This is a genomic window from Streptomyces sp. UF-297, assembly GCF_058245575.1.
On the sequence record NZ_JBSIBZ010000008.1, the window covers coordinates 49203 to 75094 of the forward strand.

The 25892-nt window shown below is 72.8% G+C and carries 21 protein-coding genes, 1 pseudogene and 1 riboswitch; of the genes and pseudogenes, 5 read left to right on the forward strand and 17 right to left on the reverse strand.

All coding sequences use genetic code 11. From position 1 onward, the window contains the following. Position 1: 1 nt before the first annotated feature. From AC4IJH_RS07280 to AC4IJH_RS07330, 11 genes and pseudogenes are all read right to left on the reverse strand, one after another. The gene (locus tag AC4IJH_RS07280; protein ID WP_490850710.1) at positions 2 to 607 is read right to left on the reverse strand and encodes an NADPH-dependent FMN reductase; all 606 of its coding nucleotides are present in this window, start codon (positions 605 to 607) and stop codon (positions 2 to 4) included. Between the two features lie 45 nt (positions 608 to 652). Then, positions 653 to 1879 (reverse strand): MFS transporter, encoded by a 1227-nt coding sequence (locus AC4IJH_RS07285; protein ID WP_490850711.1) that lies wholly within the window; start codon positions 1877 to 1879, stop codon positions 653 to 655. Between the two features lie 15 nt (positions 1880 to 1894). Beyond that, complete coding sequence (locus AC4IJH_RS07290) at positions 1895 to 3856, reverse strand: SDR family oxidoreductase (protein ID WP_490850712.1); 1962 nt, start codon at positions 3854 to 3856, stop codon at positions 1895 to 1897. Positions 3857 to 3859: 3 nt separating this feature from the next. Then, positions 3860 to 4807 carry an aromatase/cyclase gene (locus AC4IJH_RS07295; RefSeq protein ID WP_490850713.1) on the reverse strand — a complete coding sequence of 316 codons (948 nt, stop codon included), beginning with the start codon at positions 4805 to 4807 and terminating at the stop codon, positions 3860 to 3862. A gap of 25 nt (positions 4808 to 4832) precedes the next feature. Beyond that, positions 4833 to 5618 carry a 3-oxoacyl-ACP reductase FabG gene (fabG, locus tag AC4IJH_RS07300; protein ID WP_490850714.1) on the reverse strand — a complete coding sequence of 262 codons (786 nt, stop codon included), beginning with the start codon at positions 5616 to 5618 and terminating at the stop codon, positions 4833 to 4835. Positions 5619 to 5644: 26 nt separating this feature from the next. Continuing rightward, on the reverse strand, positions 5645 to 5917 hold the full coding sequence (locus tag AC4IJH_RS07305) for an acyl carrier protein (RefSeq protein ID WP_490850715.1): 273 nt from the start codon (positions 5915 to 5917) through the stop codon (positions 5645 to 5647). 73 nt (positions 5918 to 5990) lie between these two features. Beyond that, a complete protein-coding gene (locus AC4IJH_RS07310) occupies positions 5991 to 7229 on the reverse strand; it encodes a ketosynthase chain-length factor (RefSeq protein ID WP_490850716.1) in 1239 nt (412 codons plus the stop codon). After that, positions 7226 to 8497, reverse strand: a complete 1272-nt coding sequence (locus tag AC4IJH_RS07315) for a beta-ketoacyl-[acyl-carrier-protein] synthase family protein (protein ID WP_490850717.1) — start codon at positions 8495 to 8497, stop codon at positions 7226 to 7228. Before AC4IJH_RS07315 ends, AC4IJH_RS07310 begins: the two co-directional genes overlap by 4 nt. Next, positions 8494 to 8772, reverse strand: coding sequence for a TcmI family type II polyketide cyclase (locus tag AC4IJH_RS07320; protein WP_490850793.1), 279 nt, complete (start codon positions 8770 to 8772; stop codon positions 8494 to 8496). The genes AC4IJH_RS07315 and AC4IJH_RS07320 overlap by 4 nt, the downstream gene beginning before the upstream one ends. A gap of 39 nt (positions 8773 to 8811) precedes the next feature. Then, positions 8812 to 9135 (reverse strand): annotated as a pseudogene (locus tag AC4IJH_RS07325) (TcmI family type II polyketide cyclase); the annotation flags it as partial. A gap of 28 nt (positions 9136 to 9163) precedes the next feature. Further along, entirely contained in the window at positions 9164 to 10639 is a 1476-nt protein-coding gene (locus AC4IJH_RS07330) for an FAD-dependent monooxygenase (protein ID WP_490850718.1), read from the reverse strand. A gap of 320 nt (positions 10640 to 10959) precedes the next feature. Between AC4IJH_RS07330 and AC4IJH_RS07335 the strand changes: the two genes are divergently transcribed. Next, a complete protein-coding gene (locus AC4IJH_RS07335; protein WP_490850719.1) occupies positions 10960 to 11829 on the forward strand; it encodes a hypothetical protein in 870 nt (289 codons plus the stop codon). 83 nt (positions 11830 to 11912) lie between these two features. On the opposite strand, the gene AC4IJH_RS07340 is transcribed toward AC4IJH_RS07335, so the two are convergent. From AC4IJH_RS07340 to cobN, 3 genes are all read right to left on the reverse strand, one after another. Next, positions 11913 to 12593, reverse strand: a complete 681-nt coding sequence (locus AC4IJH_RS07340) for a response regulator transcription factor (RefSeq protein ID WP_490850720.1) — start codon at positions 12591 to 12593, stop codon at positions 11913 to 11915. Between the two features lie 304 nt (positions 12594 to 12897). After that, positions 12898 to 13344, reverse strand: a complete 447-nt coding sequence (locus AC4IJH_RS07345) for a hypothetical protein (RefSeq protein ID WP_490850721.1) — start codon at positions 13342 to 13344, stop codon at positions 12898 to 12900. A gap of 291 nt (positions 13345 to 13635) precedes the next feature. Next, complete coding sequence (cobN, locus tag AC4IJH_RS07350; RefSeq protein WP_490850722.1) at positions 13636 to 17256, reverse strand: cobaltochelatase subunit CobN; 3621 nt, start codon at positions 17254 to 17256, stop codon at positions 13636 to 13638. 54 nt (positions 17257 to 17310) lie between these two features. Continuing rightward, positions 17311 to 17389: riboswitch (cobalamin riboswitch) on the reverse strand. 149 nt (positions 17390 to 17538) lie between these two features. On the opposite strand from cobN, the gene AC4IJH_RS07355 reads away from it, so the two are divergent. The 3 genes from AC4IJH_RS07355 to AC4IJH_RS07365 are packed head-to-tail and all read left to right on the forward strand — an operon-like array spanning position 17539 to position 21180. Continuing rightward, entirely contained in the window at positions 17539 to 19023 is a 1485-nt protein-coding gene (locus tag AC4IJH_RS07355; RefSeq protein ID WP_490850723.1) for a ferredoxin-like domain-containing protein, read from the forward strand. Positions 19024 to 19042: 19 nt separating this feature from the next. Beyond that, on the forward strand, positions 19043 to 19669 hold the full coding sequence (locus AC4IJH_RS07360) for a precorrin-8X methylmutase (protein ID WP_490850794.1): 627 nt from the start codon (positions 19043 to 19045) through the stop codon (positions 19667 to 19669). Next, entirely contained in the window at positions 19666 to 21180 is a 1515-nt protein-coding gene (locus tag AC4IJH_RS07365; protein WP_490850724.1) for a precorrin-2 C(20)-methyltransferase, read from the forward strand. The genes AC4IJH_RS07360 and AC4IJH_RS07365 overlap by 4 nt, the downstream gene beginning before the upstream one ends. Positions 21181 to 21257: 77 nt before the next feature. Here AC4IJH_RS07365 and AC4IJH_RS07370 read toward each other — a convergent pair whose 3' ends face one another. Then, positions 21258 to 22052 (reverse strand): cobalt-precorrin-6A reductase, encoded by a 795-nt coding sequence (locus AC4IJH_RS07370; RefSeq protein ID WP_490850725.1) that lies wholly within the window; start codon positions 22050 to 22052, stop codon positions 21258 to 21260. Between the two features lie 20 nt (positions 22053 to 22072). On the opposite strand from AC4IJH_RS07370, the gene AC4IJH_RS07375 reads away from it, so the two are divergent. Continuing rightward, positions 22073 to 23239, forward strand: coding sequence for a cobalt-precorrin-5B (C(1))-methyltransferase (locus AC4IJH_RS07375; protein ID WP_490850726.1), 1167 nt, complete (start codon positions 22073 to 22075; stop codon positions 23237 to 23239). Between the two features lie 342 nt (positions 23240 to 23581). Here the strand turns inward: AC4IJH_RS07375 and cobM are convergent, their stop codons facing one another. Together cobM and cbiE are read right to left on the reverse strand one after the other, a co-directional pair. Continuing rightward, positions 23582 to 24355 (reverse strand): precorrin-4 C(11)-methyltransferase, encoded by a 774-nt coding sequence (gene cobM, locus AC4IJH_RS07380; protein ID WP_490850727.1) that lies wholly within the window; start codon positions 24353 to 24355, stop codon positions 23582 to 23584. After that, positions 24352 to 25596: a precorrin-6y C5,15-methyltransferase (decarboxylating) subunit CbiE gene (cbiE, locus tag AC4IJH_RS07385; RefSeq protein WP_490850728.1), complete on the reverse strand. Its 1245-nt coding sequence runs from the start codon at positions 25594 to 25596 to the stop codon at positions 24352 to 24354. The genes cobM and cbiE overlap by 4 nt, the downstream gene beginning before the upstream one ends. Positions 25597 to 25892 lie beyond the last annotated feature (296 nt).

Here is a 25892-nt window from a genome sequence, read left to right on the forward strand (position 1 = left end):
CTCACATCGGATACGGGCGTTTGGCGCGGGCCTCGTTCAGCGCCGTGGACCACCAGTCGAGCTGGTCGAGCATGGTCTTGGCGGCTCGCTGCGCGGCGTCCGAGCTGCGCAGGCCGCCGTCGGTGGCGTCCAGGTCGTCGGGAAAGCGGAAGCTGACCGTGTCCCTGGTGGTGACCGCGTGCAGTTCGGCGAAGACCTGCCGCAACTGCTCGACCGCGCGCAGCCCGCCGGAGATGCCGCCGTAGCTGACGAAGCCGACCGGCTTGGCCTGCCACTCCTCGAAGTGCCAGTCGACGGCGTTCTTCAGAGAGGCGGGGAAGCTGTGGTTGTACTCGGGAGTGACGACGACGAAGGCCCGCGCGGCGGCGAGCCGAGGGGACAGCCGGTCCAGTGCCCGCTGTGTCCTGGGGTCGGGGCCCTGGCCGTGGTCGGGCATGACCAGGGACAGTTCCTCCTCGCGCAGGTCGATCAGGTCGGCCTCGAAGAGGCCGTGGCCGGCCGTCTGCCGCAGGAACCACTGCGCGACGTTCGGGGCGAAGCGGCCGTTGCGCACGCTCGCCACGATCACGCCGAGGCGGGCGGGCGGTGCAGAGGGAAGGTCGGTCATACGTGCTCCGGTTCGTGTACGCGGGCCCGTGGGCCCGTGGGCGGTTCACCCGCCCTGGGGACGCCGGGACCGCAGGCCGGTGAGGGCCACGGCGGCGCCGAGCGCTCCGAGTGCGACGACGATCAGCGCCGCGGTGCGGTGGACGCCATGGGTGAGTGCCGTGCTCACCGCCAACAGGCCGCACACCGCCCCGAGTTGGACGCCGCACTGGTAGAGCGGCACGGCCACGGCCCGCCGCTCCTGCGGCACTTCGGAGAACGCCTGCGTGTTCAGGGCGGCGAAGGACAGCACAAAGGCGGCGCCGACCAGCGAAAGCGTCGGCAGGACGCCGGTGAGGTAGCCGTCCGGCCGCTCCTGGCGGAGCAGCAGGGCGTAGCCGGTGAGCGCGGCCACCGCTCCGGCCGCGATCAGCCGGGCCGTGCCGAAGCGCGCCACCATCCGTGCGGCGAAGGGGGCCGCCAGCGCCGGCGGCAGGCAGGCCGGCAGAAGGGCCAGCGCGCACTGCCAGGGGCTCCAGCCCTGCCGGGCACTCAGCTCGAACACCGTCATCAACAGCACCGCCAGATAGGTGCCGTTCAGGGTTGCCGCGCCCAGGGCGGAGCGCAGCAGAGGGCCATTGCCCGGCAGCGCGGGCCGGGCCGGGAACCGGGCGGCACCGCGCCCTGCGGATCCGTCCCGCCCCTCGCGCGGTACGTACCGGATGGCCAGTACGAGCAGTACGCAGGCCACCGCCGCCGGCAGGGCGAAGGTCCACCGCCAGCTCGCGCCGGACAGTGCCCCTGCGAGCAGCACCCCTGCGGTGAACCCGGCGGTGCCGAACAGGGAGTAGACCGATACCGCGCGCCGCTGCTCGGGCCCCGCGGGGAACGCGGTGGCGATGATGGCCAGCCCGGTGGGCGCGGTCAGTGCGGCACAGGCCCCCTTGAGGACCCGGGTGGCGATCAGCAGCCCGGCGTCCTCGGCCAGCGCTCCGGCCACCGACGCCAGGACGAAGACGGCCATGGCGGCCAAGTAGACCGGGCGCCGCCCCCAGCGACCGGTGATCCTCGGGCCCAGGAGCAGCAGAGCGGCGAAGCCGAGCGCGAAGCCGGTCAGCAGCCACTGGGCGGTCCACAGGGACAGGCCCATGTCGCCGCTGATGGTGGGCAGCGCGACCAGCACCACCGACACCTCCAGGGCGTCGATGAGCATGTTCCCGGCCAGCACGAGCAGCAGGACCCACAGCCGTGTGTCCCGCCGCCGCGCGGGCGCGAAGGCCCCGAGCGCGGTCATGACGGGTGCCGCCGCTCAGCCGAGGAGGGTGCCACCGCTGGCGTCGATGAACGCCCCGGTGATCCAGCGGGCCTCGTCCGTGGCCAGGAAGGTGACCACGTCGGCCACGTCTCCCGCCTCCCCCACCCGCTGGAAGGCGGACAGCTGAGCCATCTGCTCGACGGCCTCGGGGATGTCGAAGACGGGGCCGCCGTTGTCGGTGATGCCCGGCGCCACGCTGTTGACGGTGATGCGGCGCGGGCCCAGGTGCTTGGCGTAGTGCAGGGCGATCTGCTCGATCGCGCCCTTGGTCATCGCGTACGCCACTTCCTGGGGGTTGGCGAAGCGGGTGAGTCCTGAGGAGATGTTGATGATGCGTCCGCCGTCGGGGATGTTCTTCAGCGCGCGCTGGACGATGAAGAACGGCGCCCTTGCGTTGACGGCCATCAGACGGTCGAACTGCTCCGGGGTCACCTCCTCGGGCGCCACCCCGCCCATCACTCCGGCGTTGTTGACCAGGATGTCCAAAGTGGTCGTGCCGGTGCGTTCCTTCAGCCCCGCCTCCAGCCCGAGGAAGAGCTGGTGGACGTCGCCGGGCACACCCAGCTCCGCCTGGACCGCGAAGGCCCGGCCGCCCTCCTTCTCGACCGTGGCGACGGTCTCGTCGGCCTCCTGCGCGTTGGTGGCGTAGTGCACCGCGACCAGAGCGCCCTCGCGCGCCAGCCGTACCGCGGTGGCCCGTCCGATGCCGCGGCTGGATCCGGTGACGAGCGCTGTCCTGCCGGTGAGACGGCCCATGGTGGTCCTCCTGTCCGTGGTGGTGTGTGCCGCGCCGGGCGGGGTGTGCGGGGGGCGCGGGGTGTCCAGGCCGCTGATCATGGCGGCCACGTGCCGTTGCACCGGCGGGTGCTGGAGCAGTTCGCCGAAGACGGTGCGCAGCGGTTCGGTGTCGGGGCCGCCCAGCAGGAGCCGGGCCTGGGCCCGGATGTTGGTGAGCACACGGGCGCCGACGGGGTGCCGCTCGGCGTGGTATCCGTCCAGCAGCTCGGGCGCGGCCCGGCCGGTGGCGCACGCGGCGAGCCGGGGCGCCAGGGCGGCCGCGTCCTGCAGGCCGAGGTTGAGAGCCTGGCCGCCGACCGGCAGCTGGATGTGCGCGGCGTCCCCGGCCAGCAGCACCCGGCCGCGCCGGTATGCGCTCACCTGGCGGCAGGTGTCGTCGAAGGCGTTGACCCACACCGGGGTTCCGGAGCCGATGTCCTCGCCCGTGACCCGCGCCCAGGCCTCGACGACCTCCGCGAACTGCGCCTCGCCGGTGCGCTGTCGGGGCCCACGGCCGTACTCGTGCACCATGATCCTGGTGCGGCCGTCCGGCCCCCGGGAGGCGATGGCCAGCCCTTCGGGATGCCGCTCGAAGCGCCGGTCGGGTACGTCGATGCCCTCGACGTCGGCCCTGAGCAGTTCCCTGGTGGCGTCGGTGCCGGGGAAGTCGAAGCCGTGCAGCCTGCGTACGGCGCTGTGCTCGCCGTCGCAGCCGACGAGGTGGCGGGCGGTCAGCTCCCTGCGGTCCTTGTCGGCGCCGAGGGAGGTGACCGTGACCCGGCCGGGCCCCTCGGCCAGGGCGGTGACCTCGCGGCCCCGGCACAGCCGGACGCCCAGTCCCGTCGCCCACTGCTCCAGCACGGCCTCCAGACGGGTCTGCGGAACCTTCCACAGTCCACGGTGGTCACTGTCCTGGGCGGCGGTCAGGTCCAGCGGAATGCCGCCGAAGTGCCCGGCCCCGCCGCGCGGCGGCGGTCCCAGCCGGTCCAGGAGGCCCGCCTCGTCCAGGATCTCCATGGTCCGCGCGTGCAGGGTGGAGGCCCGGGACGCGGTGGAGGGGCGCGACAGCCGCTCCAGGACGGTCACCCGGGCGCCGTCCCGCCTCAGTTGGCCGGCGAGCAGCAGGCCGACGGGTCCTGCGCCGACGACGATGACGTCGGTGTCCAGCGCGGGTTCCATCGCTCAGCGCCGCGCTTGCGCGTACTGCGCCGCATGGCGCAGGGTGGCCAGGCTGTTGCCGCCCAGGGCGGTGCGCAAGAACTCGCGGGCCTCGGGGATGCCGGCGTCCGCGCCCAGCACTCGCGCGATGTTCTCCGTGTTGATCACGACGGTGTGCCGGGAGGTCGCGGTGGTGATCCCGTCGGCGTCCTCCTGGAGCAGCCAGCTGCCGGTGTGCAGGGTCATCAGCGCGGGAAGCGTGGTCTGCTTGTAGACGATCTTCTCGTGCGGGAAACACACGCGCACCGACTCCGTGGTGTGCGCGGAGCCGTCCTTGGTCAGGGTCTCCATCCGCAGCGTCTGGATGCCGGGGGTGTCCTCCGCCAGGTCGACGGCGGACACGTGCGGCAGCCGGTCGGTCCACAGCTGGGCCTCGTTGAGGAAGTCGTAGACGTCCTTGGCCGCGCCGTTGATACGCAGGCTGTCCTCGAAGGTCGAGGCGAGCTCCGTGGCGCCGAGGGCCCGCTCCGCATTGGCCTTGAGCGCGGCCAGCTCGGAGCGGCTGTTGCGGTCCACGGCCCGGTCGATCCACTCCAGGCCCGCCGGGTCGTCGTCCACGGCACGGTAGTCGTGCAGCAGCCGCACGCGGCAGTGGTCCTCGCCCGCCGGCTCGATGATCCACGCGCCGCCCATGGAGGCCACCGGCGGCGTGGACACCTCCTGGCGGAAGTCGATGCGCAGCGCCGCCGCGTCCAGGGTGCGGCGCGAAGTCCAGTTCTTGGCCTGGCCGTTGGCAGTGGCCCAGATCCGTATGCGCTCCTGTGCTCCGTCGCGCTCGACGTGCTCGACGTGGACTGTCGGCGGAAACAGGACGGGCCAGTTCTCCACCTCGGCGATCAGCCGGTAGACCTCGGTGGCGGCGGCACGAACGGTGATCTCGTGCTCGGTCTCGCGGGCGGTCTGCTGGGTCATGCTCATCTCCTTGGCGACGGCGAGGTCAGAAGTTGCCCAGTCCGCCGCAGACGTTGAGGGCCTGCGCGGTGATGGACGCGGCGGTGTCGGAGGCCAGGTAACCCACCAGCCCGGCGACCTCCTCGGGCGTGGAGTAGCGGCCGAGCGGGATCTTGGCCTGGAACTTCTCCAGAACGGCGCTCTCCGTGGTGCCGTACGCGGCCGCGTAACCCTGCCGTACGCGCTCGGCCATCGGCGTCTCGACATAGCCGGGGCACACCGCGTTGACGGTGATGCCGGTCGGGGCCAGCTCGTTGCCGAGCGCCTTGGTGAAGCCGACCACGCCGTGCTTGGAGGCGGAGTAGGGCGCGCCCAGGACGACGCCCTGCTTGCCCGCCGTGGAGGCGATGTTGATGATCCGCCCGCTGCTCTTGGCGCTCATTCCACCGGCGTTGAGCACCTCGCGGGTCATCAGGAAGACGCTGTTGAGGTTGGTGTTGATGACGTCGAACCAGAGCTCGTCGGCGATCTCCGCGGTGCGTCCGCCGCCGCTGCGGCCCGCGTTGTTGACCAGCACGTCGATGGGGCCGAAACGCCGTACCGCCTGCTCGACCACGCCGCGTACCGCCTCGGGGTCGCGGACGTCGCACACCGTGCCGTCCACGTCCAGGCCCTCCTCGCGCAGCTCCTTCACGGTCCGTTCCACGGCGTCCGCGGTACGGGCGCACAGGAAGACCCGGTACCCCTGAGCGGCCAGCGTCCTGACGCAGGCCAGCCCGATGCCGCTGGTCGCGCCGGAGACCAGGGCGACCTTCGAGGTGTGTTCCGTCATGTCCTTCTCCCGGTGGGTGGTTCGGCTCAGCTCGCGGCGCGCTCGGACGCCAGACGCGCGTTGACGGACTCGACCAGCCCGCGCGGTGTGGTGTCCTTGGCCAGTGCGGAGTCCTCGATGGTCAGGCCGTACTCGCGCTCGATGCGGTTGCCGGTCTCCAGCAGCGCGAGCGACTCGTAGCCCAGCGATTCGAAGTCGCGGTCGAGGATGTCGCCGTCCAGATCGACGCCCTCGTCGGCGCCGGCGCCCTCGCGCAGGATGCGCTTGAGGTCGTCGATGGTGAACTGCTCAGCGGACATGTCGGTCCTTAGGGGTTGAGAGTGTCTGGGACTGAGAGGCGTGGACGTCACGGGTGCCGGCGCGTTCCGGGACTCAAGCCCGTACGACCATCGCGGAGTTGAAGCCTCCGTAGCCGCGGGCCAGGACCAGGGCGCAGCGCACCGGGGTGCTGCGCGGCCCGTCCACCACCAGGTCGATCTCGTACTCACCGGAGGGCCGGGTGTGGACGGAGGGCGGGATCAGACCGTCGCGGATGGCCAGGAAGGCCGTGGCCAGGTCCAGCGGCGCAGCGCCCGAGTACAGCCGCCCGGTCATCGTCTTGGGTGCGGTCACCGGCACCGCCCGGGGGCCGAAGACCTTGCCGATCGCCTCGGCCTCGATCCGGTCCAGCTCCGGCACAGCGGCGGCGTCCGCGAAGACGACATCGATCTCGCCGGGGTCGGTCCCGGCGTCCGCCAGGGCCAGTTCGACGGCGCGCCGCAGTCCGGGCTCCCGTCCGCTGCCGGGCCGTGGGTCGAAGGTGGCGCCGTATCCGGCGATCTCGCCATAGATGTGCGGCGTACCCCGTTCGCGGGCGCTGTCGGCGTCCTCCATGATCAGCAGCGCGCCGCCCTCGCCCGGTACCTGGCCGCCGGCCCGCTCGTCGAAGGGCAGGTAGGCCAGCGCCGGGTCGTCCGTGGTGCTCAGCCGGCCGCCGGCCATCTGCGCGACCCAGCCCCAGGAGCAGATCGAGGCGTCGACCGCGCCGGAGATCACCAGGCGGGTGCCCTTGCGGATCTGCCGCCGGGCGTGCGCGACGGCGTCCAGCCCGCCGGCCTGGTCGCTGACGACGACGCCGCCGGGGCCGCGCAGGCCGTTGCGGATGGAGATCTGGCCGCTGTTGACGGCGTAGAACCAGGCGAAGGACTGGTAGGCGCTGACGTACTGGCCGCCCTTGCTCCACAGCGCCTGGAGCTCGCGCTGGCCGAACTCGTATCCGCCCGAGGAACTGGCGGTGACCACACCCATGTCGAACTCCGGCAGGTCGCCGGTGCGTACGGCCGCGTCGAGGAAGGCCCAGTCGGCGGCCACCAGGGCGAGCCGGGTCATCCGGTCGGTCTGCGGCAGCAGCCTGCCCGGAAGGTGCTCGGCGGCGTCGAACTCCGTGATCTCGCCTGCCAGTCGGGATGGGTACTGCGCGGGGTCGAAGCGTGTGACGCGCCCGATCCCGCTGACGCCGTTGCACACGGCGCTCCAGTACTCCTCCAGGCCGAGGCCGTTGGGGGCGACGACACCCAGTCCGGTGACCACGCTCCTGACGCGGCGCCCGTCGGCGCCGGTTGCCCCGGTCATGCGGCGTTCCTCTCGGGACGGGTGAGCACCATGGCGCTCTGGAATCCACCGAACCCGCTACCGACCGACAGCACGGCGTCGGTGCGCACCTCGCGCGCGTTCAGCGGCACGTAGTCCAGGTCGCACTCCGGGTCGGGGTGGTGCAGATTGGCCGTGGGGGGTACGACGTTGTGGTCCATGGCCAGGGCGCACGCGGCGATCTCGATGGAGCCGATGGCTCCCAAGGAGTGCCCGACCATCGACTTGATGGAGCTGACCGGCACCCGGTAGGCGTGCTCGCCCAGCGCGCGCTTGAAGGCGGCGGTCTCGTGCCGGTCGTTCTGCGGGGTGCCCGAGCCGTGTGCGTTGACGTAGTCCACCGCTTCGGGCGCCAGGTGTGCCTCGGCGAGGGCGACGCCGATGGCCTCGGCCATCTCCCGGCCGTCCGAGCGCAGTCCCGTCATGTGGTACGCGTTGCAGCGCGTGGCGTAGCCGGAGATCTCCGCGTAGACGTGGGCACCGCGGCGGCGCGCCGCGCCCAGCTCCTCCAGTACGAGCACCGCCGACCCCTCGCCCAGCACGAACCCGTTGCGGGTGGCGTCGAAGGGGCGCGAGGCGTGCTCGGCGTCGTCGTTGCGCGGCGAGGTCGCCTTGATCGCGTCGAAGCAGGCCACGGTGATCGGGGTGATCGGGGCGTCGGTGGCACCGGCGATCACGACATCGGCGGAGTTCTCCCTGATCAGGTCGACGGCCTGGCCGATCGAGTCCAGGCCCGAGGTGCAGCCCGTGGAGATCACCGACGTGGGGCCCTCGGCGCCCACCGCCCAGGCGACCTCGGCCGCGAAGGACGAGGGCACGAAGTAGTCGTACAGGTGCGGTACCGCGTAGGTGTGGTCGACCAGGTCGAGGCAGCCGCCGTCGCTGACCGTGCGGTACTCGCGGTCCAGCCCCATCGACGCGCCGACCGCCGTACCGATCGTCACCGCGATGCGGTGCGGGTCCAGCGCGGCGCAGTCGATCCCGCTGTCGGCCACCGCCTCGCGGGCGGTGACCACCGCGAACTGCGCGGCCCGGTCCATCCGCCGCGTCTCCTGCGGGCCCAGCCCGAGCAGTTCGGCGTCGAAGTCGACCTCGGCGGCGATCTGTGAGCGGAACGGGGAGGGGTCGAACAGGGAGATGCGACGGGTGGCCGTACGGCCGTCGGTGAGCTGCTGCCAGAAGGCCTTGGCGCCCACGCCGCCCGGCGCGGTGACCCCGATGCCGGTGATCGCTACGCGTCGTGCGGTCACTTGGCGCTCCAGTGGTAGAAGCGACGGGCCCGTGCGCCGGCCGCCGGCCGCCCGTCGGCCGGCCGGTAGGGGGTCAGGGCGTCGATGCCCGCGTCGTCGTTCGTCGGCGCGGCGGCACCGGCTTCGGCGGCTTGCGCGTCGATGTGCTGGATCCGGACGCACAGGTCGTGGAAGGCGAACAGCTCCCTGCGTCTGACGCCGGTGTGTCCCGTGGGTACGGCGCGTTCCACCTTCTCGTGCAGCGCGCTCACTTCGTCCTCGGCACCGGGCACCATCCGGTATGCGTCGAGCACGCTGTGCACCGGGCCCGGCGCCCCGCCGTCCCAGCGGTGGAAGCTGCGCCCCATCGCGTCGGCGGGCGAGCGCCAGGTGGCCGGGTCGTACGCCTCGATGTAGGGCTTGAGATCGGCGCTGACGGCGATGAACCGGTCGTCCGTGCGCGCCCGCTCGATGCGCTCGCCGCCGTCGGCGGAGTCGAAGTGCTGCAGATGGAAGTACAGGTCGTGGTGCACGAAGAGCTCGCGCCTTCGGGTGCCCATCAGGTGCGGCATCTCCGTGGAGTCGAACTCGCCGAAGATCCGCGCCACTTCGCGCTCGGCTCCGGACCCGATCCGGGCAATGATCAGCGTGCTGTGCATCTTTCCCCCTTTCGTCCGCCGGGGCGCCCTAGCGGGCGGGGCCGAACCAGCGGTGCATGGCCATGGGAAGGTCGTGAAGGCTGCCGGGTGCCGCCCAGGCGACGTGGCCGTCGGGACGTACGAGCACGGCGGCCGTACCCGCCAACGGGCCGTCCGCGCCGGCTCCGTGCGGGGCGGCGGTGACGAGGTCGATCCGGTCGAGCCAGCCGGAGGCCCTGCGCCGCAGGTGGGCGTTGTCCTCGAGGTCGAGCAGCAGACCCCGGCCGCTGTGCAGCAGTTCGGTGGTGCTGGTCTTTCGGTCCTGGGCGACCAGTTCCAGGCGCGGCATGCGCAGGCCGAGCAGCGGGTGGCTGCCGCCTCCGACGTCGTAGCGGATCTCCAGCCCCGAGACCATGCCGACCAGATGACGGGCGACCTCCGGGTACACCAGCAGCTCGCTCAGCACGTCGCGCAGCGGCTGGACCTCCTCGCCGCTGAGGAAGAGCAGGCCCTGCGCACGGGTGTTGGTCAGCAGCCGCTGACCGACCGGGTGGCGCTCGTCGTGGTAGGTGTCCAGCAGCGCCTCGCCGACGGTGCCACGGACCACGGCCGCCAGCTTCCAGCCGAGGTTCACCGAGTCCTGGATGCTGGTGTTCATGCCCTGGCCGCCGGCCGGCAGATGGATGTGCGCCGCGTCGCCGGCCAGCAGCACCCGGCCGCGCCGGTACTCGGTCACCTGCCGGGTGGCGTCCCCGAAGGCGCTGACCCACACCGGTTCGGCGTGCGCGATGTCGATGCCGGTCAGCCGCTGCCAGGCCGCCGCGACCTCGCGGAAGGGTGGCGGACCGGTGCGGCGGCGGCGCGGGGTGCCGCGCTCGCAGACGATGATGCGGGTGATGCCGTCGCCCATCTTCCCGACCATCACCATGCCTCCGGGCACGGTCTGGCCGATCATGCGGGGCTCGAGATCGACCCCGCGGATGTCGGCGAGGTACATCTCCATGGTCGCCGCGGTGCCGGGGAAGTCGAATCCGGCGGCCTTGCGCACAGCGCTCCGGCCGCCGTCACATCCCACCAGGTAGGAGGTCCGCAGCGTCTCCTGCCCCTGGGGGCCCCGCACCTCGATCTCGACGCCGTCCCCTTCCGTGCCCTCGTCGCGCAGCGAGACGAGCTCGACACCGCGCCGGATGTCCGCCCCGAGATCGCGGGCCCAGCCCTCCAGTACGGATTCGGTACCGGACTGCGGAATCATTTTGGCGGCGCGGGCCCCGTCGAGCACATCGAAGTCCAGTGGCAGACCGCCGAAGTGCCCCTGGTTACTCGTTTCTATGTCACCGAACCGCGACATCAGTCCGCGCTGGTCGAAAACCTCCATGGTACGTGCCGTAAACCCCAGCCCCCGAGATTCCCCGGTGCGCTCGGGAAGACGATCGATAACGGTGACGTCAACGCCCGAGAGCCGCAATTCTCCGGCCAGCATGAGTCCGGCAGGACCCGCACCGACAATAACCACTGAAGCATCCACGCGATTCTCCCGAGCGGCTAGCAAGAAATAGCGCCTTCACACCCGGAAGAACGGCCGGGGAAAGCGGAGGAGTCGCCAGCAGGATCAAACCGTCCGGGAAGCTGCAATCGACCGAGACAGTTCTGCTGAAGCTACCGAAGAGCTTCTTCGGAAGCCGAGTAAAAGTCAAGTCCGCTCTTTAAAGGGAACTACAGAGGAACGTCAGAGAATTTTAAAACGGAGGGGAAACGCAGGTCTGTTACCTTCGAACGGCGCTGCTCACCATTGGCCGATTGCCGACGGAACAGAAGTACGCGCGACTCGATGGGGGTACACGAGGCATGACGCAGGAACGGGTTTCCACCCAGGCGCGTCCCTTGCTCTGCAAGGGCGCTGGCTGTCTGCGACGGAACGAGGCCGGGCAGCCCGAACAGCCGCTGCCCCCGGGCCTGCAGCTCTGCCCGCGCTGCCAGCGACAGCTGGCCGAGGACCTCCGGCGGCTGCCCGGCCTGTACGACGCCTGCGGTGAGGTACTGGGCGGCGGCAGAACGGCGGACGGGCCCTGGCAGCGCACTTCCGGAGGCCCCCTGCCGGGGATGCCCTTCAACTCCTCGGCCGCCGACGCCCGCGGCACCGTCCTGAAGGTGCTGGGCTCCTGGGCGGGCCTGGTGGCCCAGGCCCGGAGCGTGTCGCCGCCCGCCCGTACCGCCCGCGACATGGCCGCCTTCCTGTACCGGCATGTGCACTGGCTGAGCCGGCACATCGCCGCCGACGACGCCTCGGTGGAGCTGGCACGGCTGGTGCGCGCGGCCCGGCGGATCACCGAGCCGGCCGGCCACCGGCGGATCACCGTCGGTTCCTGCCCCGAGGCGGGCTGCGCCGGCACCCTGCACGCCCTGATGCGCTCCGAGGCCTCGGCCGGCGACTCCGACATCCGGTGCGACGCCCAGCCGGCCCACCGGTGGACCGGCTACGAGTGGGTACGCCTGGGCCAGCGGGTGCGTGGCAAGATCAGTGCCGCCACGGGGACGGCCGCGCCGACCTGGCTGTCGGCGGCGGACATCTCCCGGCTGTGGGGTATCGCCCCGGGCAGCGTCTACCGGCTGGCCAGCGAGCAGACCTGGCGGCGGCGCAGCCACGCGGGCCGCACCTACTACCACGAGGCCGATGTCTCGCGGTCCCTGAGCGAGCGGCGGACCCACCGGTTCTGACCCGCGCCGCAACTGCCCCGCGAACAGCACAGGGCTGTGCCCCGGCCGGTGAGCGGCGGGCCCACAGCCCTCAAGCGGAACGGTCAGGTGAGGCAGAAGCGGAAGCCGACGCCGCGAATGGTGGTGATCCAGCTTCCGGCGCCCAGTTTGCTGCGCAGCGCGCTGACATGGGTGTCGATCGTGCGGCTCGCCCGCATGTCGAGGTTGTGCGCCTCCGGCACGTCCCAGACCTCGGCCATCAGCTGCTCGCGCGAGGTGATCTCGCCGGGATGACTGGCCAGGTGATAAAGCAGGTCGAATTCCTTGCGGGTCATTTCGATCAATTCGCCGCGCAGCCGGACCTCGCGGGAGACCGCGTCGATTCGCAGCGGGCCCAGCGAAATGAGGTGCGGCACGGCTTCTTCCCGGCGCGGTTTCACACGCCGCAGCACCGCGTCCATGCGGGCGAGCAGTTCCCGGAATCCGTACGGCTTGTCCAGGCAGTCGTCCGCACCTGCCTGCAGACCCAGGACCCTGTCGATTTCCGAACGTCCCTCGGTCAGCGCAATCAAGGGAGTGTCACAGACGGACCGAATGGTACGGCAGACCTCCAGGCCGTCAATATCGGGCAATTCCAGGTCCAGCAGTATCAGATCGACATTGCCGTAGACCTCCAGGGCCCGGCTTCCGGTAGCCGCTTCGAGAACGGTATATCCATTGCGCTGCAGCCGCTGCGCCAGGCCACGACTCTCTCCCTCGTCGGCCTCCGCCACCAGAACATGCACAACTTCCCCCAGCTTTCACGTGCGGTCGGCAGGCAGGCGAAGTCCAGGAGCGGTACGGCCGAATAATAGGGGCATCGAAAGAACGGCAGGTCACCCCCGACCCACCGTTGCACCCCCACGCCCGCTTTGCGCCGACTTTACCTTCCCGTTTCGAATGCTATTCACACGCCCACAAGCATTCAAGACGGAATGGAGTGATCCAACTCACGCGGCCGGCGGGAACAAGAGAAGCCCCAGCGCCGGTGTACCGGCCCTGGGGCTGGGGGGGGCGGCGTATCGGCCGCCGTGGTGAGGCGTGCCCGTGTTACTCCTCGTTGAGGGGGCTGACGAACTCCAGGGTGAAGGTCTCCTGGAACTCCGGCTTCGGCGGGACGACGACGATCTGCGCGCCGCGGTGGCCGGAACGCCAGGCGAGGCCCTTGTCCGACAGGATCTTGACGCCGCCGAGGACCCGCTCGAAGGTGAACTTCGCCCACTCGGTGCGCGGTAGGGAGTTCACATAGAGCTTGTCCTCGTGGAGCACGATGCCCGCTGCCTCGTGGTGGGCGAGGCGGATCACGTACGGCGCACCGGGGACGTTCTCGGTGGGCTCGATGATCCAGTCCTGCTCGATGGGCAGCGGGTTCATCCGGTCGGTGATGACGGGGGCGCCGTGCTTGAGGGCATGCTCGGTCGCGGTCACCAGGGTGGACGGGCCGATGATGTGGGCGTGGATCTTGTAGATGCCGGGACGTACCGGGACGAGAGCCATGGGTGAGGCTTCCTCTCATGCGGTGGGCCAGCGCTGCTGACGGGGCGCCTGAAGGCGCTGTTCCACCATCAGGGCGCCGCCCGGCCGCCCACACCACCACATGCCGCCACAGCCACTACGGCGCGGATCGCTCGGCCCCACTTGCGCACTTCATGACCTCTGGTGCGCGGGGTGCGGAACGGGCCTGAAGGGGTGCCTTCGAGGCGGACCGTTCGGCCCTTCCGGCCGGTGGCCGGGAGTCATGTCGACGGGCGGCCGGCGCAACGGGTACACCGGCCGCCCGCCGCCCGCTCAGCTCTCGCCGTCCGCGCCGCCTTCGAGGTCTCCCTCGGTCTCCAGGAAGGCCTGGCGCAGGGCCGCCAGGGTCTCGGCGTCCGGCTTCTCCCACATGCCGCGGGACTCGGCCTCCAGGAGGCGCTCGGCGATGCCGTGCAGGGCCCAGGGGTTGGCCTCCTGGAGGAAGGCGCGGTTCTCCGGGTCCAGCACGTAGGTCTGCGCGAGCTTGTCGTACATCCAGTCGGCGACCACGCCGGTGGTGGCGTCGTAGCCGAACAAGTAGTCCACGGTGGCGGCGAGTTCGAAGGCGCCCTTGTAGCCGTGGCGGCGCATCGCCTCGATCCAGCGGGGGTTGACGACCCGGGCGCGGAAGACCCGGGAGGTCTCCTCGACCAGGGTGCGGGTGCGGACCGTCTCGGGGCGGGTGGAGTCGCCGATGTACGCCTCGGGGGCCTTGCCCTTGAGCGCCTTGACGGTGGCCACCATGCCGCCGTGGTACTGGAAGTAGTCGTCGGAGTCCGCGATGTCGTGCTCGCGGGTGTCGGTGTTCTTGGCGGCGACCGCGATGCGCTTGTACGCGGTCTCCATCTCGCCGCGGGCCGGGCGCCCTTCGAGGCCGCGGCCGTAGGCGTAGCCGCCCCAGACCGTGTAGACCTCGGCGAGGTCGGCGTCGGTGCGCCAGTCGCGGGAGTCGATGAGCTGGAGCAGGCCCGCGCCGTACGTCCCCGGGCGGGAGCCGAAGATGCGGGTGGTGGCGCGGCGTTCGTCGCCGTGCTCGGCGAGGTCGGCCTGGGCGTGGGCGCGGACGAAGTTGTCCTCGGCGGGCTCGTCCAGGGAGGCGGCGAGCCGCACCGCGTCGTCCAGCAGGCCGATGACGTGCGGGAAGGCGTCGCGGAAGAAGCCGGAGATGCGCAGCGTGACGTCGATGCGGGGGCGGCCCAGCTCGGCGAGCCCGATGGGCTCCAGGCCGTTGACGCGGCGGGAGGCGTCGTCCCAGACGGGGCGGATTCCCAGGAGGGCGAGCGCCTCGGCGACATCGTCGCCGCTGGTGCGCATCGCGCTCGTACCCCACAGCGACAGGCCCACCGACCGCGGCCAGTCGCCGTTGTCGGTGCGGTAGCGCGTCAGCAGGGAGTCGGCGAGGGCCTGGCCGGTCTCCCAGGCCAGGCGGGAGGGGACGGCCTTGGGGTCGACGGAGTAGAAGTTGCGGCCGGTCGGCAGGACGTTGACCAGGCCGCGGAGCGGGGAGCCGGAGGGGCCCGCGGGGACGAAGCCGCCGTTCAACGCGTGGACGGCGTGGTCGAGTTCGTCGGTGGTGGCGGCCAGGCGCGGTACGACCTGCTCGGCGGCGAAGCGGAGGATGTCCGCGACCTGCGGGCCGTGGTCGGTGGGTACGGCCTCCACGGACCAGTCGGCGTCCTCCATCGCCTGGACCAGGGCGCGGGCCGTGGCCTCGGCCTCGTCGGCGGTGGTGCGGGTGGCGGCGGACTCGTCCAGGCCGAGTGCCTCGCGCAGGCCGGGCAGGGCGGAGGTGCCGCCCCAGATCTGGCGGGCGCGCAGGATGGACAGCACCAGGTTGACCCGGGCCTCGCCGGTCGGCGCGCCGCCGAGCACGTGCAGACCGTCGCGGATCTGGGCGTCCTTGACCTCGCACAGCCAGCCGTCGACGTGCAGGAGGAAGTCGTCGAACCCGTCGTCGTCCGGGCGGTCTTCGAGGCCGAGGTCGTGGTCGAGCTTGGCGGCCTGGATCAGGGTCCAGATCTGCGCGCGGATGGCGGGCAGCTTGGCCGGGTCCATGGAGGAGATGGCCGCGTACTCGTCCAGCAGCTGCTCCAGGCGCGCGATGTCGCCGTACGAATCGGCGCGGGCCATCGGCGGGACGAGGTGGTCGACGAGCGTGGCGTGCACCCGGCGCTTGGCCTGGGTGCCCTCGCCGGGGTCGTTGACCAGGAAGGGGTAGATCAGGGGGAGGTCGCCGAGGGCGGCGTCCGGGCCGCAGGCGGCGGAGAGCCCGGCGTTCTTGCCGGGCAGCCATTCCAGGTTGCCGTGCTTGCCCAGGTGGACCATGGCGTCCGCGCCGAAGCCGCCGTCCTCCGCGGAGGCGGCGATCCAGCGGTAGGCCGCCAAGTAGTGGTGCGAGGGCGGCAGATCGGGGTCGTGGTAGATCGCGATCGGGTTCTCGCCGAAGCCGCGCGGCGGCTGGATGAGGATGAGGAGGTTGCCGCGGCGCAGGGCCGCCAGGACGATGTCGCCGTCAGGGTCGCCTTCGGCAGTGCGGCTGCGGTCGAGGAACATCTCGCCGGGCGCGGGGCCCCAGTGCTCCTCGACCTGCTCGCGCAGCTCGGCGGGGAGGGTGGCGTACCAGCGCTTGTAGTCGGCGGCCGGGATGCGGACCGGGTTGCGGGCCAGCTGCTCCTCGGTGAGCCACTCCTGGTCGTGGCCGCCGGCCTCGATCAGCGCGTAGATCAGCTCGTCGCCGTCGCCGGACTCCAGGCCGGGGACGGGCTCGTCGCCGAAGTCGTAGCCCTCGGCTTGGAGGCGGCGCAGCAGTTCGACGGCGGAGGCCGGGGTGTCCAGGCCGACCGCGTTGCCGATGCGGGAGTGCTTGGTGGGGTACGCGGACAGCACCAGCGCGAGCCGCTTGTCGGCGGCCGGGATGTGGCGCAGGCGGGCGTGGCGTACGGCGATTCCGGCGACCCGGGCGGCGCGCTCGGGGTCGGCGACGTACACCGGCAGGCCGTCCTCGTCGACCTCCTTGAAGGAGAACGGGACGGTGATCAGGCGGCCGTCGAACTCGGGCACGGCGACCTGGCTGGCGGCGTCCAGCGGGGAGAGGCCCTCGTCGTTCTCCTCCCAGGCGCTGCGCGGCCCGGTCAGGCACAGTGCCTGGAGGACGGGGACGTCGAGGGCGGCCAGCGCGCCCGCGTCCCAGGACTCGTCGTCGCCGCCGGCGCTCGCCTCGGCGGGCTTGGTGCCGCCCGCGGCCAGCACGGTGGTCACGATCGCGTCGGCGGCCCGCAGCTCGTCGATCAGCTCGGGCTCGGGCGCGCGCAGCGAGGCGACGAACAGCGGCAGGGGCCGCCCGCCCGCTTCCTCGATCTGCCCGCACAGGGCGTCCACGAAGCCGGTGTTGCCGCTCATGTGGTGGGCGCGGTAGTAGAGCACGGCGACGGTGGGGCCGCTCACGTCGTTGCGGGCCGTGCGCTGGAGGTGTCCCCAGGTGGGGGCGGGCGCGGGCGGCTCGAAGCCGTGGCCGGTGAGCAGGACCGTGTCGGACAGGAAGCGGGCCAGCTGCTCCAGGTTGGCGGGGCCGCCGTGCGCCAGGTAGGCGTGCGCCTCGGCGGCGAGGCCGACGGGGACCGTGGACTGCTCCATGAGCTGGGCGTCGGGGGCCTGTTCGCCGGTCAGCACGACCACCGGGCGGTGCTGGTCCTCGGCGAGCAGCAGGTCCAGGCCCTCCTGCCAGGCGCGGATGCCGCCCAGCAGACGGACCACGACCAGGTCGGTGCCGTCCAGGAGCGCCGGCAGCTCGTCGAGTTCGAGGCGGGCGGGGTTGGCGAGCCGGTACGGCACCGGGCCGCCGGACGCACGGGCGCTGAGCAGATCGGTGTCGGAGGTCGACAGCAACAGAATCACGTGCGCAGGCCTTCCTCGGGGTGTCCGCGCCCCGGGTGGTCGTGTGGACGGCGGGAGTTCCTGACTCACCCGGCGGCGTGCGCTGCCGGGCTCACAGTGGCGGGACCGCGCCGGATTCTCACCGGGCTTCCTCCCTCGGGCCCTGGGGCCCTGCGCCGTCGTGGCGTCGGCGGGTCTGCTGACCCACCGACCTGCATAGTAAGTGCTGCGCCGATGGTGGGAGACGGGTGGACGGTGTCCGGGGAACGGACGGCGGGTGGCTTCGTGGGTATGCTCGCCGCCATGCCGCCCACCCCCTCGATATCCCCGAAACGGGATGTACCCGTCATACGGGACCGCGGTGACGCCTGCCCCGGTGCGCTGCGGCTGCACTCGGCCGATGACGGCTACCTGGCTCGACTCCGGCTCCCCGCCGGACAATTGACAGTGCGTCAGGTACGGGCGCTGGTGGCGGCGGCCGAGCGGCTCGGGGACGGGCGGCTGTCGGTGACCTCGCGGGGCAACGCCGAGCTGCGCGGGCTGCGCGAGAGCTGCGGCGGCGAGCTGGCGGAACTCCTGCGCGCGGACGGGCTGCTGCCCTCCGAGCGGCACGAGCGGGTGCGCAACATTCTCGCCTCGCCGCTGGCCGGGCTGGACGGGCGCGCACCAACCCCCGTACGGGCATGGGCCGCTGAGCTGGACGCGCTGCTGTGCGCCCGCGCCGAGGCGGCCGGACTGTCCGGGCGCTTCCTGTTCGCGCTGGACGACGGGCGCGGGGACGTGGCGGCGCTGGGGGCGGATGTGACCTTGGTCGCAGATGCGGAGAAGCCAGAGAAGGCGGAGAAGGGTGCCGCCCTTGTGTACGTCGGCGCCGGGCACGCGGCGCTGCGGGTGGCCGGTGAGCAGGCGCCGCGGGCCGCTCTGGAGGCGGCTTTGGCCTTTCTCGATGCGGCGCGGGAGTGCGGTACGGGGGCCTGGCGGGTGCGCGAGCTGCCGGCCGACCGGGCGCTGGACGCGCACGGGGTCGCCGTACACCTGGCCCGTACCGGTATCCGTGCCGAGCTCGTCCCCGCGATGCCCGCTCCCTCCGGTCCGGCGCCCGCGCCCGGCGCCGTACAGGGAACCGACGGCCGCCGCTCCCTGTACGCACTGGCGCCGCTCGGGCGGCTGAGCGCCGGCCAGCTGCGGCTGCTGGCGGACATCGCCGAGCGGGACGGGTCGGGCGAGGTGCGCGTCACGCCGTGGCGCGGGGTGGTCCTGCCCGAATTGCCCGCGCAGTCGGCCGACGCCCGGCTGCGGGAACTGGCGGCCGCCGGGCTGGTCACCGACCCGTCCTCCCCCTGGTACGGGATCGGCGCGTGCACCGGGCGGCCCGGCTGCGCCAAGTCCCGCTCCGACGTACGGGCCGACGCGGCGGCGGTCGTCGCGGGGGCCGGTGGGGTGGGGACCGCCAGCGGTCCTGCACCCGCCAGTGGTCCTGCACCCGCCGGCGGCCCGGCACCCGCCGGCGGCCCGCGGGGCGTACGCCCGGTCTACTTCTCCGGCTGCGAGCGGCGCTGCGGCCATCCGCGCGGCGAGTGGGTCGATGTGCTCGCGACGGATGACGGGTACGACATCCGCGTACGCACCGGATCCGCCTCCACCGACGTACTCCAGGGCGCCGGGACCCCGCCCGGGGACGGTCTCACCGACGCCGTGGCGGCGGCCCGCACCGTACCCGTGCACCACACGACAGCGGCGACAGCCGCGACAACAGCGACAACAGCGACAACCGCGCAGCAACAGTGACGAGATGAGCGAGAGCACCGTGTTCGACTACGAGAAGGACGGGGCGGAGATCTACCGCCAGTCCTTTGCCACCATCCGCGCCGAGGCGGATCTGGCGGGGCTGCCCGCCGACGTCAGCCAGGTCGCGGTCCGCATGATCCACGCCTGCGGCATGGTCGATCTCGTACGCGACCTCGGCTACACCCCGGAGGTCGTCGCCCGCGCCCGCAAGGCGCTGCGGGCCGGCGCCCCCATCCTGTGCGACGCGCAGATGGTCGCCAGCGGCGTCACCCGCAAGCGGCTGCCCGCCGACAACGACGTGCTCTGCACGCTGAGCGACCCCTCGGTGCCGGGCCTGGCCGCCGAGATGGGCACCACCCGCAGCGCCGCCGCCCTCGAACTGTGGCGGGAGCGCATGGACGGCGCCGTCATAGCCGTCGGCAACGCGCCCACCGCCCTCTTCCGCCTCCTGGAGATGATCGAGGAGGGGGCACCCCGCCCGGCCGCCGTCATCGGCGTACCGGTCGGCTTCATCGGCGCCGCGGAGTCCAAGGACGCACTGGCCCAACACCCGCTCGGCCTGGACCACTTGGTGGTCCGCGGGCGGCGCGGCGGCAGCGCGATGGCCGCCGCCGCGATCAACGCGATCGCGAGCGAGACGGAATGAGCGAGCAGCGGGACGACCAGCAGAACACCGGGCGGCTGTACGGCGTGGGCCTCGGCCCCGGCGACCCCTCCCTGATGACGCTGCGCGCCGTCGAGATCATCGCCGAGGCCGATGTCATCGCGTACCACAGCGCCCGGCACAAGCGCTCCATCGCGCGCTCCATCGCCGAGAAGCACATCCGCGCCGACCACATCGAAGAGGCGCTGGTCTACCCGGTCACCACAGAGACCACCGACCACCCCGGCGGCTACCGCGGCGCCATCGACGACTTCTACGAGGAGGCGGCCGCCCGGCTGGCCGCGCACCTGGATGCCGGGCGCACCGTCGCCGTCCTCTCCGAGGGCGACCCCCTCTTCTACGGCTCCTACCAGCACATGCACCAGCGGCTGGCCGACCGCTACCCGACCGAGGTGGTCCCCGGCGTCACCTCGGTGAGCGCCGCGGCGGCCCGGCTCGGCAAGCCGCTGGTCGAGGCCGACGAGGTGCTCACCATCCTGCCCGGCACCCTCCCCGAGGAGGAGCTGACCGCGCGGCTGGCCGCCACCGACGCGGCCGTCGTCATGAAGCTCGGCCGTACCTTCCCCACGGTGCGCCGGGCCATGGAGCGCTCCGGGCGCCTGGCGGAGGCCCGCTACGTGGAGCGCGCCACGATGGCGGGCGAGCGCACCGGCCAACTCGCCGATGTGGAACCGGAGTCGGTGCCGTACTTCGCGGTGGCCGTGCTCCCCAGCCGGATCGCGACCCCGCCGCCCGCGCCCGCCCACGGCGAGGTGGTGGTGGTCGGCACCGGCCCGGCGGGCCCGCTCTGGCTCACCCCCGAGTCCCGCGGCGCCCTCGCCTGCGCCGACGACCTGGTCGGCTACGCCACCTACGTGGACCGCGTCCCCGTACGCCCCGGCCAGCGCCGCCACTCCTCCGACAACAAGGTCGAGTCCGAACGCGCCGAGTTCGCCCTGGACCTGGCGCGCCGCGGCCGCCGGGTGGCCGTCGTCTCCGGCGGCGACCCGGGCATCTTCGCCATGGCCACCGCCGTCCTCGAAGTCGCGAGCCAGGACACCTACCGGGACATCCCGGTCCGCGTGCTGCCCGGAGTGACGGCCGCCAACGCCGCCGCCGCCCGCGCCGGCGCCCCCCTCGGCCACGACTACGCCACCATCTCCCTGTCCGACCGCCTCAAGCCCTGGGAAGTCATCGCCACCCGCCTGCGCGCCGCGGCCTCGGCCGACCTGGCCCTGGCCCTGTACAACCCCGGCTCCCGCACCCGCACTTGGCAGGTGGCCAAGGCCCGCGAACTCCTCCTGGAACACCGCTCCCCCGACACCCCGGTCGTCCTCGCCCGCGACGTGGGCGGCCCGCAGGAGTCCGTACGCACCGTACGGCTCGCGGACCTGGACCCCGCCGAGGTCGACATGCGCACGATCCTGCTGGTCGGCTCCTCGCAGACCGAGACGACGCAGCGCGGCGGCGGCACCACTGCGGTGTGGACGCCGCGCCGCTACCCGGAGGGCTGAGCCCGGTCGCATGCCGCCCCCTCTGCCCCTGCCGGATTCCGGTAGGGGCAAAGGGAGTCGCCCCCTTATCCCGTTCGTCAGCCGCGGCCGAGGGTGTCGTGCAGCCAGCCGACCGCCGAGGGTACGTCGGGCGCGAGGGGGATGCCGGTGGGGACCGCGGGCCGTCGTACGACCACGACCGGGAGGCCCTGTTCGCGGGCCGCGGCCAGTTTGGGGGCGGTGGCCGCGCCGCCGCTGTCCTTGGTGACCAGGACGTCGATGCGGTGGTGGCGCAGGAGGTCGCGCTCGGCGGTGAGGGTGAAGGGGCCGCGGTCCAGAAGGACCTGCATGCGGGAGGGGTGCGGGGGCTCGGGGGCGTCGACGGAGCGGACGAGGAACCAGAGGTCGGCCAGGTCGGGGCCGGCGAAGGCGGCCAGGCCCATGCGGCCGGTGGTGAGGAAGACGCGGTGGCCCAGGGACGGGAGGGCCGCGGCGGCCTCCTCCAGGGAGCCGACCGGGTGCCAGTTGTCCCCCTCCGTGGCCACCCAGCCGGGCCGGCGCAGCGCGAGCAGGGGAACATGGGCCATGGCGGCGGCCTGCGCCGCGTTGAAACTGATCGTGCCGGCGAAAGGATGGGTGGCGTCGATGAGCGCGTCCACCGCGTGCTCGCGGAGCCAGTGGGCGAGGCCCTCGGGCCCGCCGAAACCCCCGATGCGGCTCTCGCCGGGCGGCAGCCTGGGACCCGCGACGCGTCCGGCCAGAGAACTGGTGACGCGTATCCCGCGCCCCTCGTCCCCGTCGCTCTCCTGGCCGTACAGGGACTCCGCGAGGCGGCGGGCCTCGGTCGTGCCGCCCAGGATCAGCACATGCGGCACCCGGCGTGCGGTGTTCATCGACTCTCCCGGTCCGGTCCATGGCTGACGCGAAGACGAAGATTACCGGCGCCCGTGGCGCGCAGCTGCAGCACACCGGGCTGCGGCCGGGGTGGACGACCGGGGCGTGTGCGACGGCGGCCACCACGGCCGCGTACGCCGCGCTGCTGACCGGCGAGTTCCCGGACCCGGTGACGATCACGCTGCCCAAGGGCCAGACGCCGTCGTTCGCGCTGGCGGCCGAGGAACTGACCGCCGATGCCGGGGGCGGCGCCTCCGCGATGGCGGGGGTCGTCAAGGACGCGGGGGACGATCCGGACGTCACGCACGGCGCGCTGATCCGCTCGACGGTACGGCGGTTGCCGCCGGGCCGTGGCGTCGTCTTCCGGGCGGGCCCCGGCGTGGGCACGGTCACCCGGCCCGGGCTGCCGCTGGAGGTGGGCGAGCCGGCCGTCAATCCCGTACCGCGCCAGATGATGCGCGACCACATCGCCGAGGTCGCGGCCCGGCACGGCGGCAGCGGGGATGTGGAGATCACCCTCTCCGTCGACCACGGCGAGGAGATCGCCCGCAGCACGTGGAACCCACGCCTGGGCATCCTGGGCGGCCTGTCCATCCTGGGCACCACCGGCATCGTGGTCCCCTACTCCTGCTCGGCCTGGATCGACTCCATCCGGCGCGGGGTGGACGTGGCGCGGGCGGCGGGCCGCCGGCATGTGGCCGGGTGCACGGGCTCGACCTCGGAGAAGGTGGCGGTCGCCGTGCACGGCCTGCCCGAAGACGCCCTGCTGGACATGGGCGACTTCGCCGGGGCCGTACTGAAGTACATCCGCCGCCACCCCGTGGACCGGCTCACCATCTGCGGCGGCTTCGCCAAGCTGTCCAAGCTGGCGGCCGGGCATCTGGATCTGCACTCCGCCCGCTCCCAGGTGGACAAGGGTTTCCTGGCCGAACTGGCGCGGCGGGGCGGCGCGTCGGAGCAACTGGCGGCGCAGGTGGCGGAGGCCAACACGGGCCTGGCAGCACTGCAGTTGTGCGCGGCGGCGGGGGTGCCGCTGGGCGACCTGGTCGCGGCGGCGGCCTGCGAAGAGGCGCTGTCCGTCCTGCGCGGCGCACCGGTCGCGGTCGACATCGTCTGCATCGACCGCGCGGGGACGGTGGTGGGACGGTACGGGCCGCGGCCGCCTTCCCGTACCGCCCACCGGTGACTTCCGCCGGCGGGCTGGAGGCGTGACCGGGAAGCCGCAGGCCGGTGGGGAGCTGGCCGTACCCACGCGGCGGGCGGCAAACGCGGTCAGGAAACCCCAGGCCGGTGGGACCGGTCGCGCCTACGCGGCGGACTGGCAACGCGGTCGGGAAACCCCAGACCAGTGGGACCGGTCGCGCCTACGCGGCGAACCGGAAACGCGGTCGGGAAGCCGCAGGCCGACGAAGGGCTTGCCATGCCCACGCGGTCAGAAAACCCCAGGCCGACGAGGGCCGGTCGCGTCCGCGCGGGGAGGCACCGTACAGCGGCGGCGCCCCGCGCGCCTTGTGGGGCCCGGTGTCCGTCAGGTGGTGGGGTTTGCGTCGCACGGGTCGTGCGGGCGTGCGCGGTCGGTGGAGTACAGGTGGCTGTCGCGGAACTGGGAGGCGGTCAGAGTGCGGCCGACGATGATGACGGCGGTGCGGGTGATGGCGGCTTCCTTCATCCGGTCCGCGATGTCGGCGAGGGTGCCGCGCAGGACGAGTTCGTCGGGGCGGCTGGCCATGGCGACGACGGCGGCGGGGCAGTCCGCGCCGTAGTGGGGGGTCAGTTCGGCCACGACGCGGTCCGCGTAGCGCGCGGCGAGGTGCAGGACCAGCAGGGCACCGCTGCGGCCGAGCGTGGCCAGGTCCTCGCCCGGCGGCATGGGGGTGGCCTGCTGCGCGATGCGGGTGAGGATGACGGTCTGGCCGACCGTCGGCACGGTCAGTTCGCGCTTGAGGGCGGCCGCCGCAGCGGCGAAGGCGGGCACGCCGGGGACGATCTCGTACGGCACGCCCGCCGCGTCCAGGCGCCGCATCTGCTCGGCGACGGCGCTGAAGACGGACGGGTCGCCGGAGTGCAGGCGGGCCACGTCCTGGCCGTCCTCGTGCGCCCGCACGAGCTCCGCGGTGATCTGGTCGAGGTTCAGGTCCGCGGTGTCGATCAGGCGGGCGTCCGGCGGGCACTCGGCGAGCAGTTCGCGCGGCACGAGGCTGCCCGCGTACAGACAGACCCCGCACGCGGCGAGCCGGCGCGCGCCCCGCAGCGTGATCAGGTCGGCGGCGCCGGGCCCGGCACCGATGAAGTAGACGGTCAACTCGCTTCTCCTGTCTTGGACTTCACCACGGACCACTGGGTGACGGGCATCGCCTGGCGCCACCCCGTGAAGCCCCCCACCGGCACGGCGTGGGCCACGGCCAGCTTCACCAGTTCGCCGCCGTACCTGCGGTAGTGGTCGGCCAGCAGCGCCTCGGACTCCAGGGTCACCGTGTTGGCGACCAGCCGCCCGCCCTCCGGCAGCGCCGCCCAGCAGGCGTCCAGCAGGCCGGGCGCGGTCAGGCCGCCGCCGATGAACACCGCGTCGGGGGTGGGCAGTCGGTCCAGCGACGCCGGTGCGGGGCCGGTGACCACGCGCAGTGCGGGGACGCCCAGCGCCGCCGCGTTGCGGGCGATGCGCTCGGCGCGTACCGGATCGCGCTCGACGGTGACGGCGCGGCAGGTGCGGTGCGTACGCATCCACTCGATGGCGATCGAGCCCGAGCCGCCGCCGATGTCCCACAGCAGTTCGCCGGGCGCGGGCGCCAGCGCGCCCAGCGTGGCGGCGCGGATGTGCCGCTTGGTGAGCTGGCCGTCGTGCTCATACGCGGCATCCGGCAGCCCCGGTACGGCGGACAGCCGCAGCGCGCCGGGCTCGCGGGCGCACTCGACGGCGATGACGTTGAGCGCGTCGCCGGGCGGGTGCGGCCAGTGGTCGGCGGTGCCCTCAAGGGTGCGCTCCTGCTCGCCGCCGAGCTGTTCCAGTACGCGCAGCCGGCTCGGGCCGAAACCTCGCTCGCGCAGCAGGGCGGCGGCCTCGGCGGGGGTGGCGGCCCCGGCGGAGAGCACCAGCAGGCGGCGGCCGTGGTGCAGGGCCGCGGCCAGGCCCGCGGTCGGGCGGCCGACGAGGGTGATGACCTCGGTGTCCTCCAGCGGCCAGCCCAGGCGGGCGCAGGCGTAGGAGACGGAGGAGGGGTGCGGCAGCACGCGCAGCGCCCCGGGTCCGCCGAGGGTCTCGGTCAGGGTGCGCCCGATCCCGTAGAACATGGGGTCCCCGCTGGCCAGTACGGCGATCTCGCGCCCGGCGTGCGCGGCGAGCAGGCCGGGCACCGCGGGGCGCAGCGGGCTGGGCCACGGCACGCGCTCGCCCGTGCACTCGGCGGGCAGCAGCGCGAGCTGGCGCGGGCCGCCGATCAGGACGGCGGCGCGGCGCAGCGCTTCCTGGGAGGCGGCGGGCAGTCCGGGCCAGCCGTCGGCTCCGATGCCGACAACGCTGATGGCGGCGGGCGGGGCGGGGGTCACTGCCGGGTACCTCGGTGCGGGGTCGGAGCTGCGGATCGGGGCGGGGTCGGAGCTGTGAATCGGGCGGGGTCGGAGCTGCGGATCGGTGCGGTGGGGTGGGTGCTGCGAAGTCGATCGGGTGGTCGCCGCACTCTACTTTCCGGCGCCGGGGCACCGGCGGGCGGGAACCCCACCCCCCCCCTTATTGCATATAGATTGCAATTGCAGAAGCTAGGCAGAAAGACTCGCCGGAGCCGGCGGAACTGGCGGAATCGGCCAATCGGCGAATCGGCGGAACTGAGCGGAAAGGTCGGTGC

Bases quoted from the DNA above. Each gene is read 5' to 3' on its own strand.
- AC4IJH_RS07280 (WP_490850710.1), bottom strand. From the start codon at position 607: ATGACCGACCTTCCCTCTGCACCGCCCGCCCGCCTCGGCGTGATCGTG.
- AC4IJH_RS07285 (WP_490850711.1), bottom strand. From the start codon at position 1,879: ATGACCGCGCTCGGGGCCTTCGCGCCCGCGCGGCGGCGGGACACACGG.
- AC4IJH_RS07290 (WP_490850712.1), bottom strand. From the start codon at position 3,856: ATGGAACCCGCGCTGGACACCGACGTCATCGTCGTCGGCGCAGGACCC.
- AC4IJH_RS07295 (WP_490850713.1), bottom strand. From the start codon at position 4,807: ATGACCCAGCAGACCGCCCGCGAGACCGAGCACGAGATCACCGTTCGT.
- fabG (WP_490850714.1), bottom strand. From the start codon at position 5,618: ATGACGGAACACACCTCGAAGGTCGCCCTGGTCTCCGGCGCGACCAGC.
- AC4IJH_RS07305 (WP_490850715.1), bottom strand. From the start codon at position 5,917: ATGTCCGCTGAGCAGTTCACCATCGACGACCTCAAGCGCATCCTGCGC.
- AC4IJH_RS07310 (WP_490850716.1), bottom strand. From the start codon at position 7,229: ATGACCGGGGCAACCGGCGCCGACGGGCGCCGCGTCAGGAGCGTGGTC.
- AC4IJH_RS07320 (WP_490850793.1), bottom strand. From the start codon at position 8,772: ATGGTGCCCGGTGCCGAGGACGAAGTGAGCGCGCTGCACGAGAAGGTG.
- AC4IJH_RS07335 (WP_490850719.1), top strand. From the start codon at position 10,960: ATGACGCAGGAACGGGTTTCCACCCAGGCGCGTCCCTTGCTCTGCAAG.
- AC4IJH_RS07345 (WP_490850721.1), bottom strand. From the start codon at position 13,344: ATGGCTCTCGTCCCGGTACGTCCCGGCATCTACAAGATCCACGCCCAC.
- AC4IJH_RS07355 (WP_490850723.1), top strand. From the start codon at position 17,539: ATGCCGCCCACCCCCTCGATATCCCCGAAACGGGATGTACCCGTCATA.
- AC4IJH_RS07365 (WP_490850724.1), top strand. From the start codon at position 19,666: ATGAGCGAGCAGCGGGACGACCAGCAGAACACCGGGCGGCTGTACGGC.
- AC4IJH_RS07370 (WP_490850725.1), bottom strand. From the start codon at position 22,052: ATGAACACCGCACGCCGGGTGCCGCATGTGCTGATCCTGGGCGGCACG.
- AC4IJH_RS07375 (WP_490850726.1), top strand. From the start codon at position 22,073: ATGGCTGACGCGAAGACGAAGATTACCGGCGCCCGTGGCGCGCAGCTG.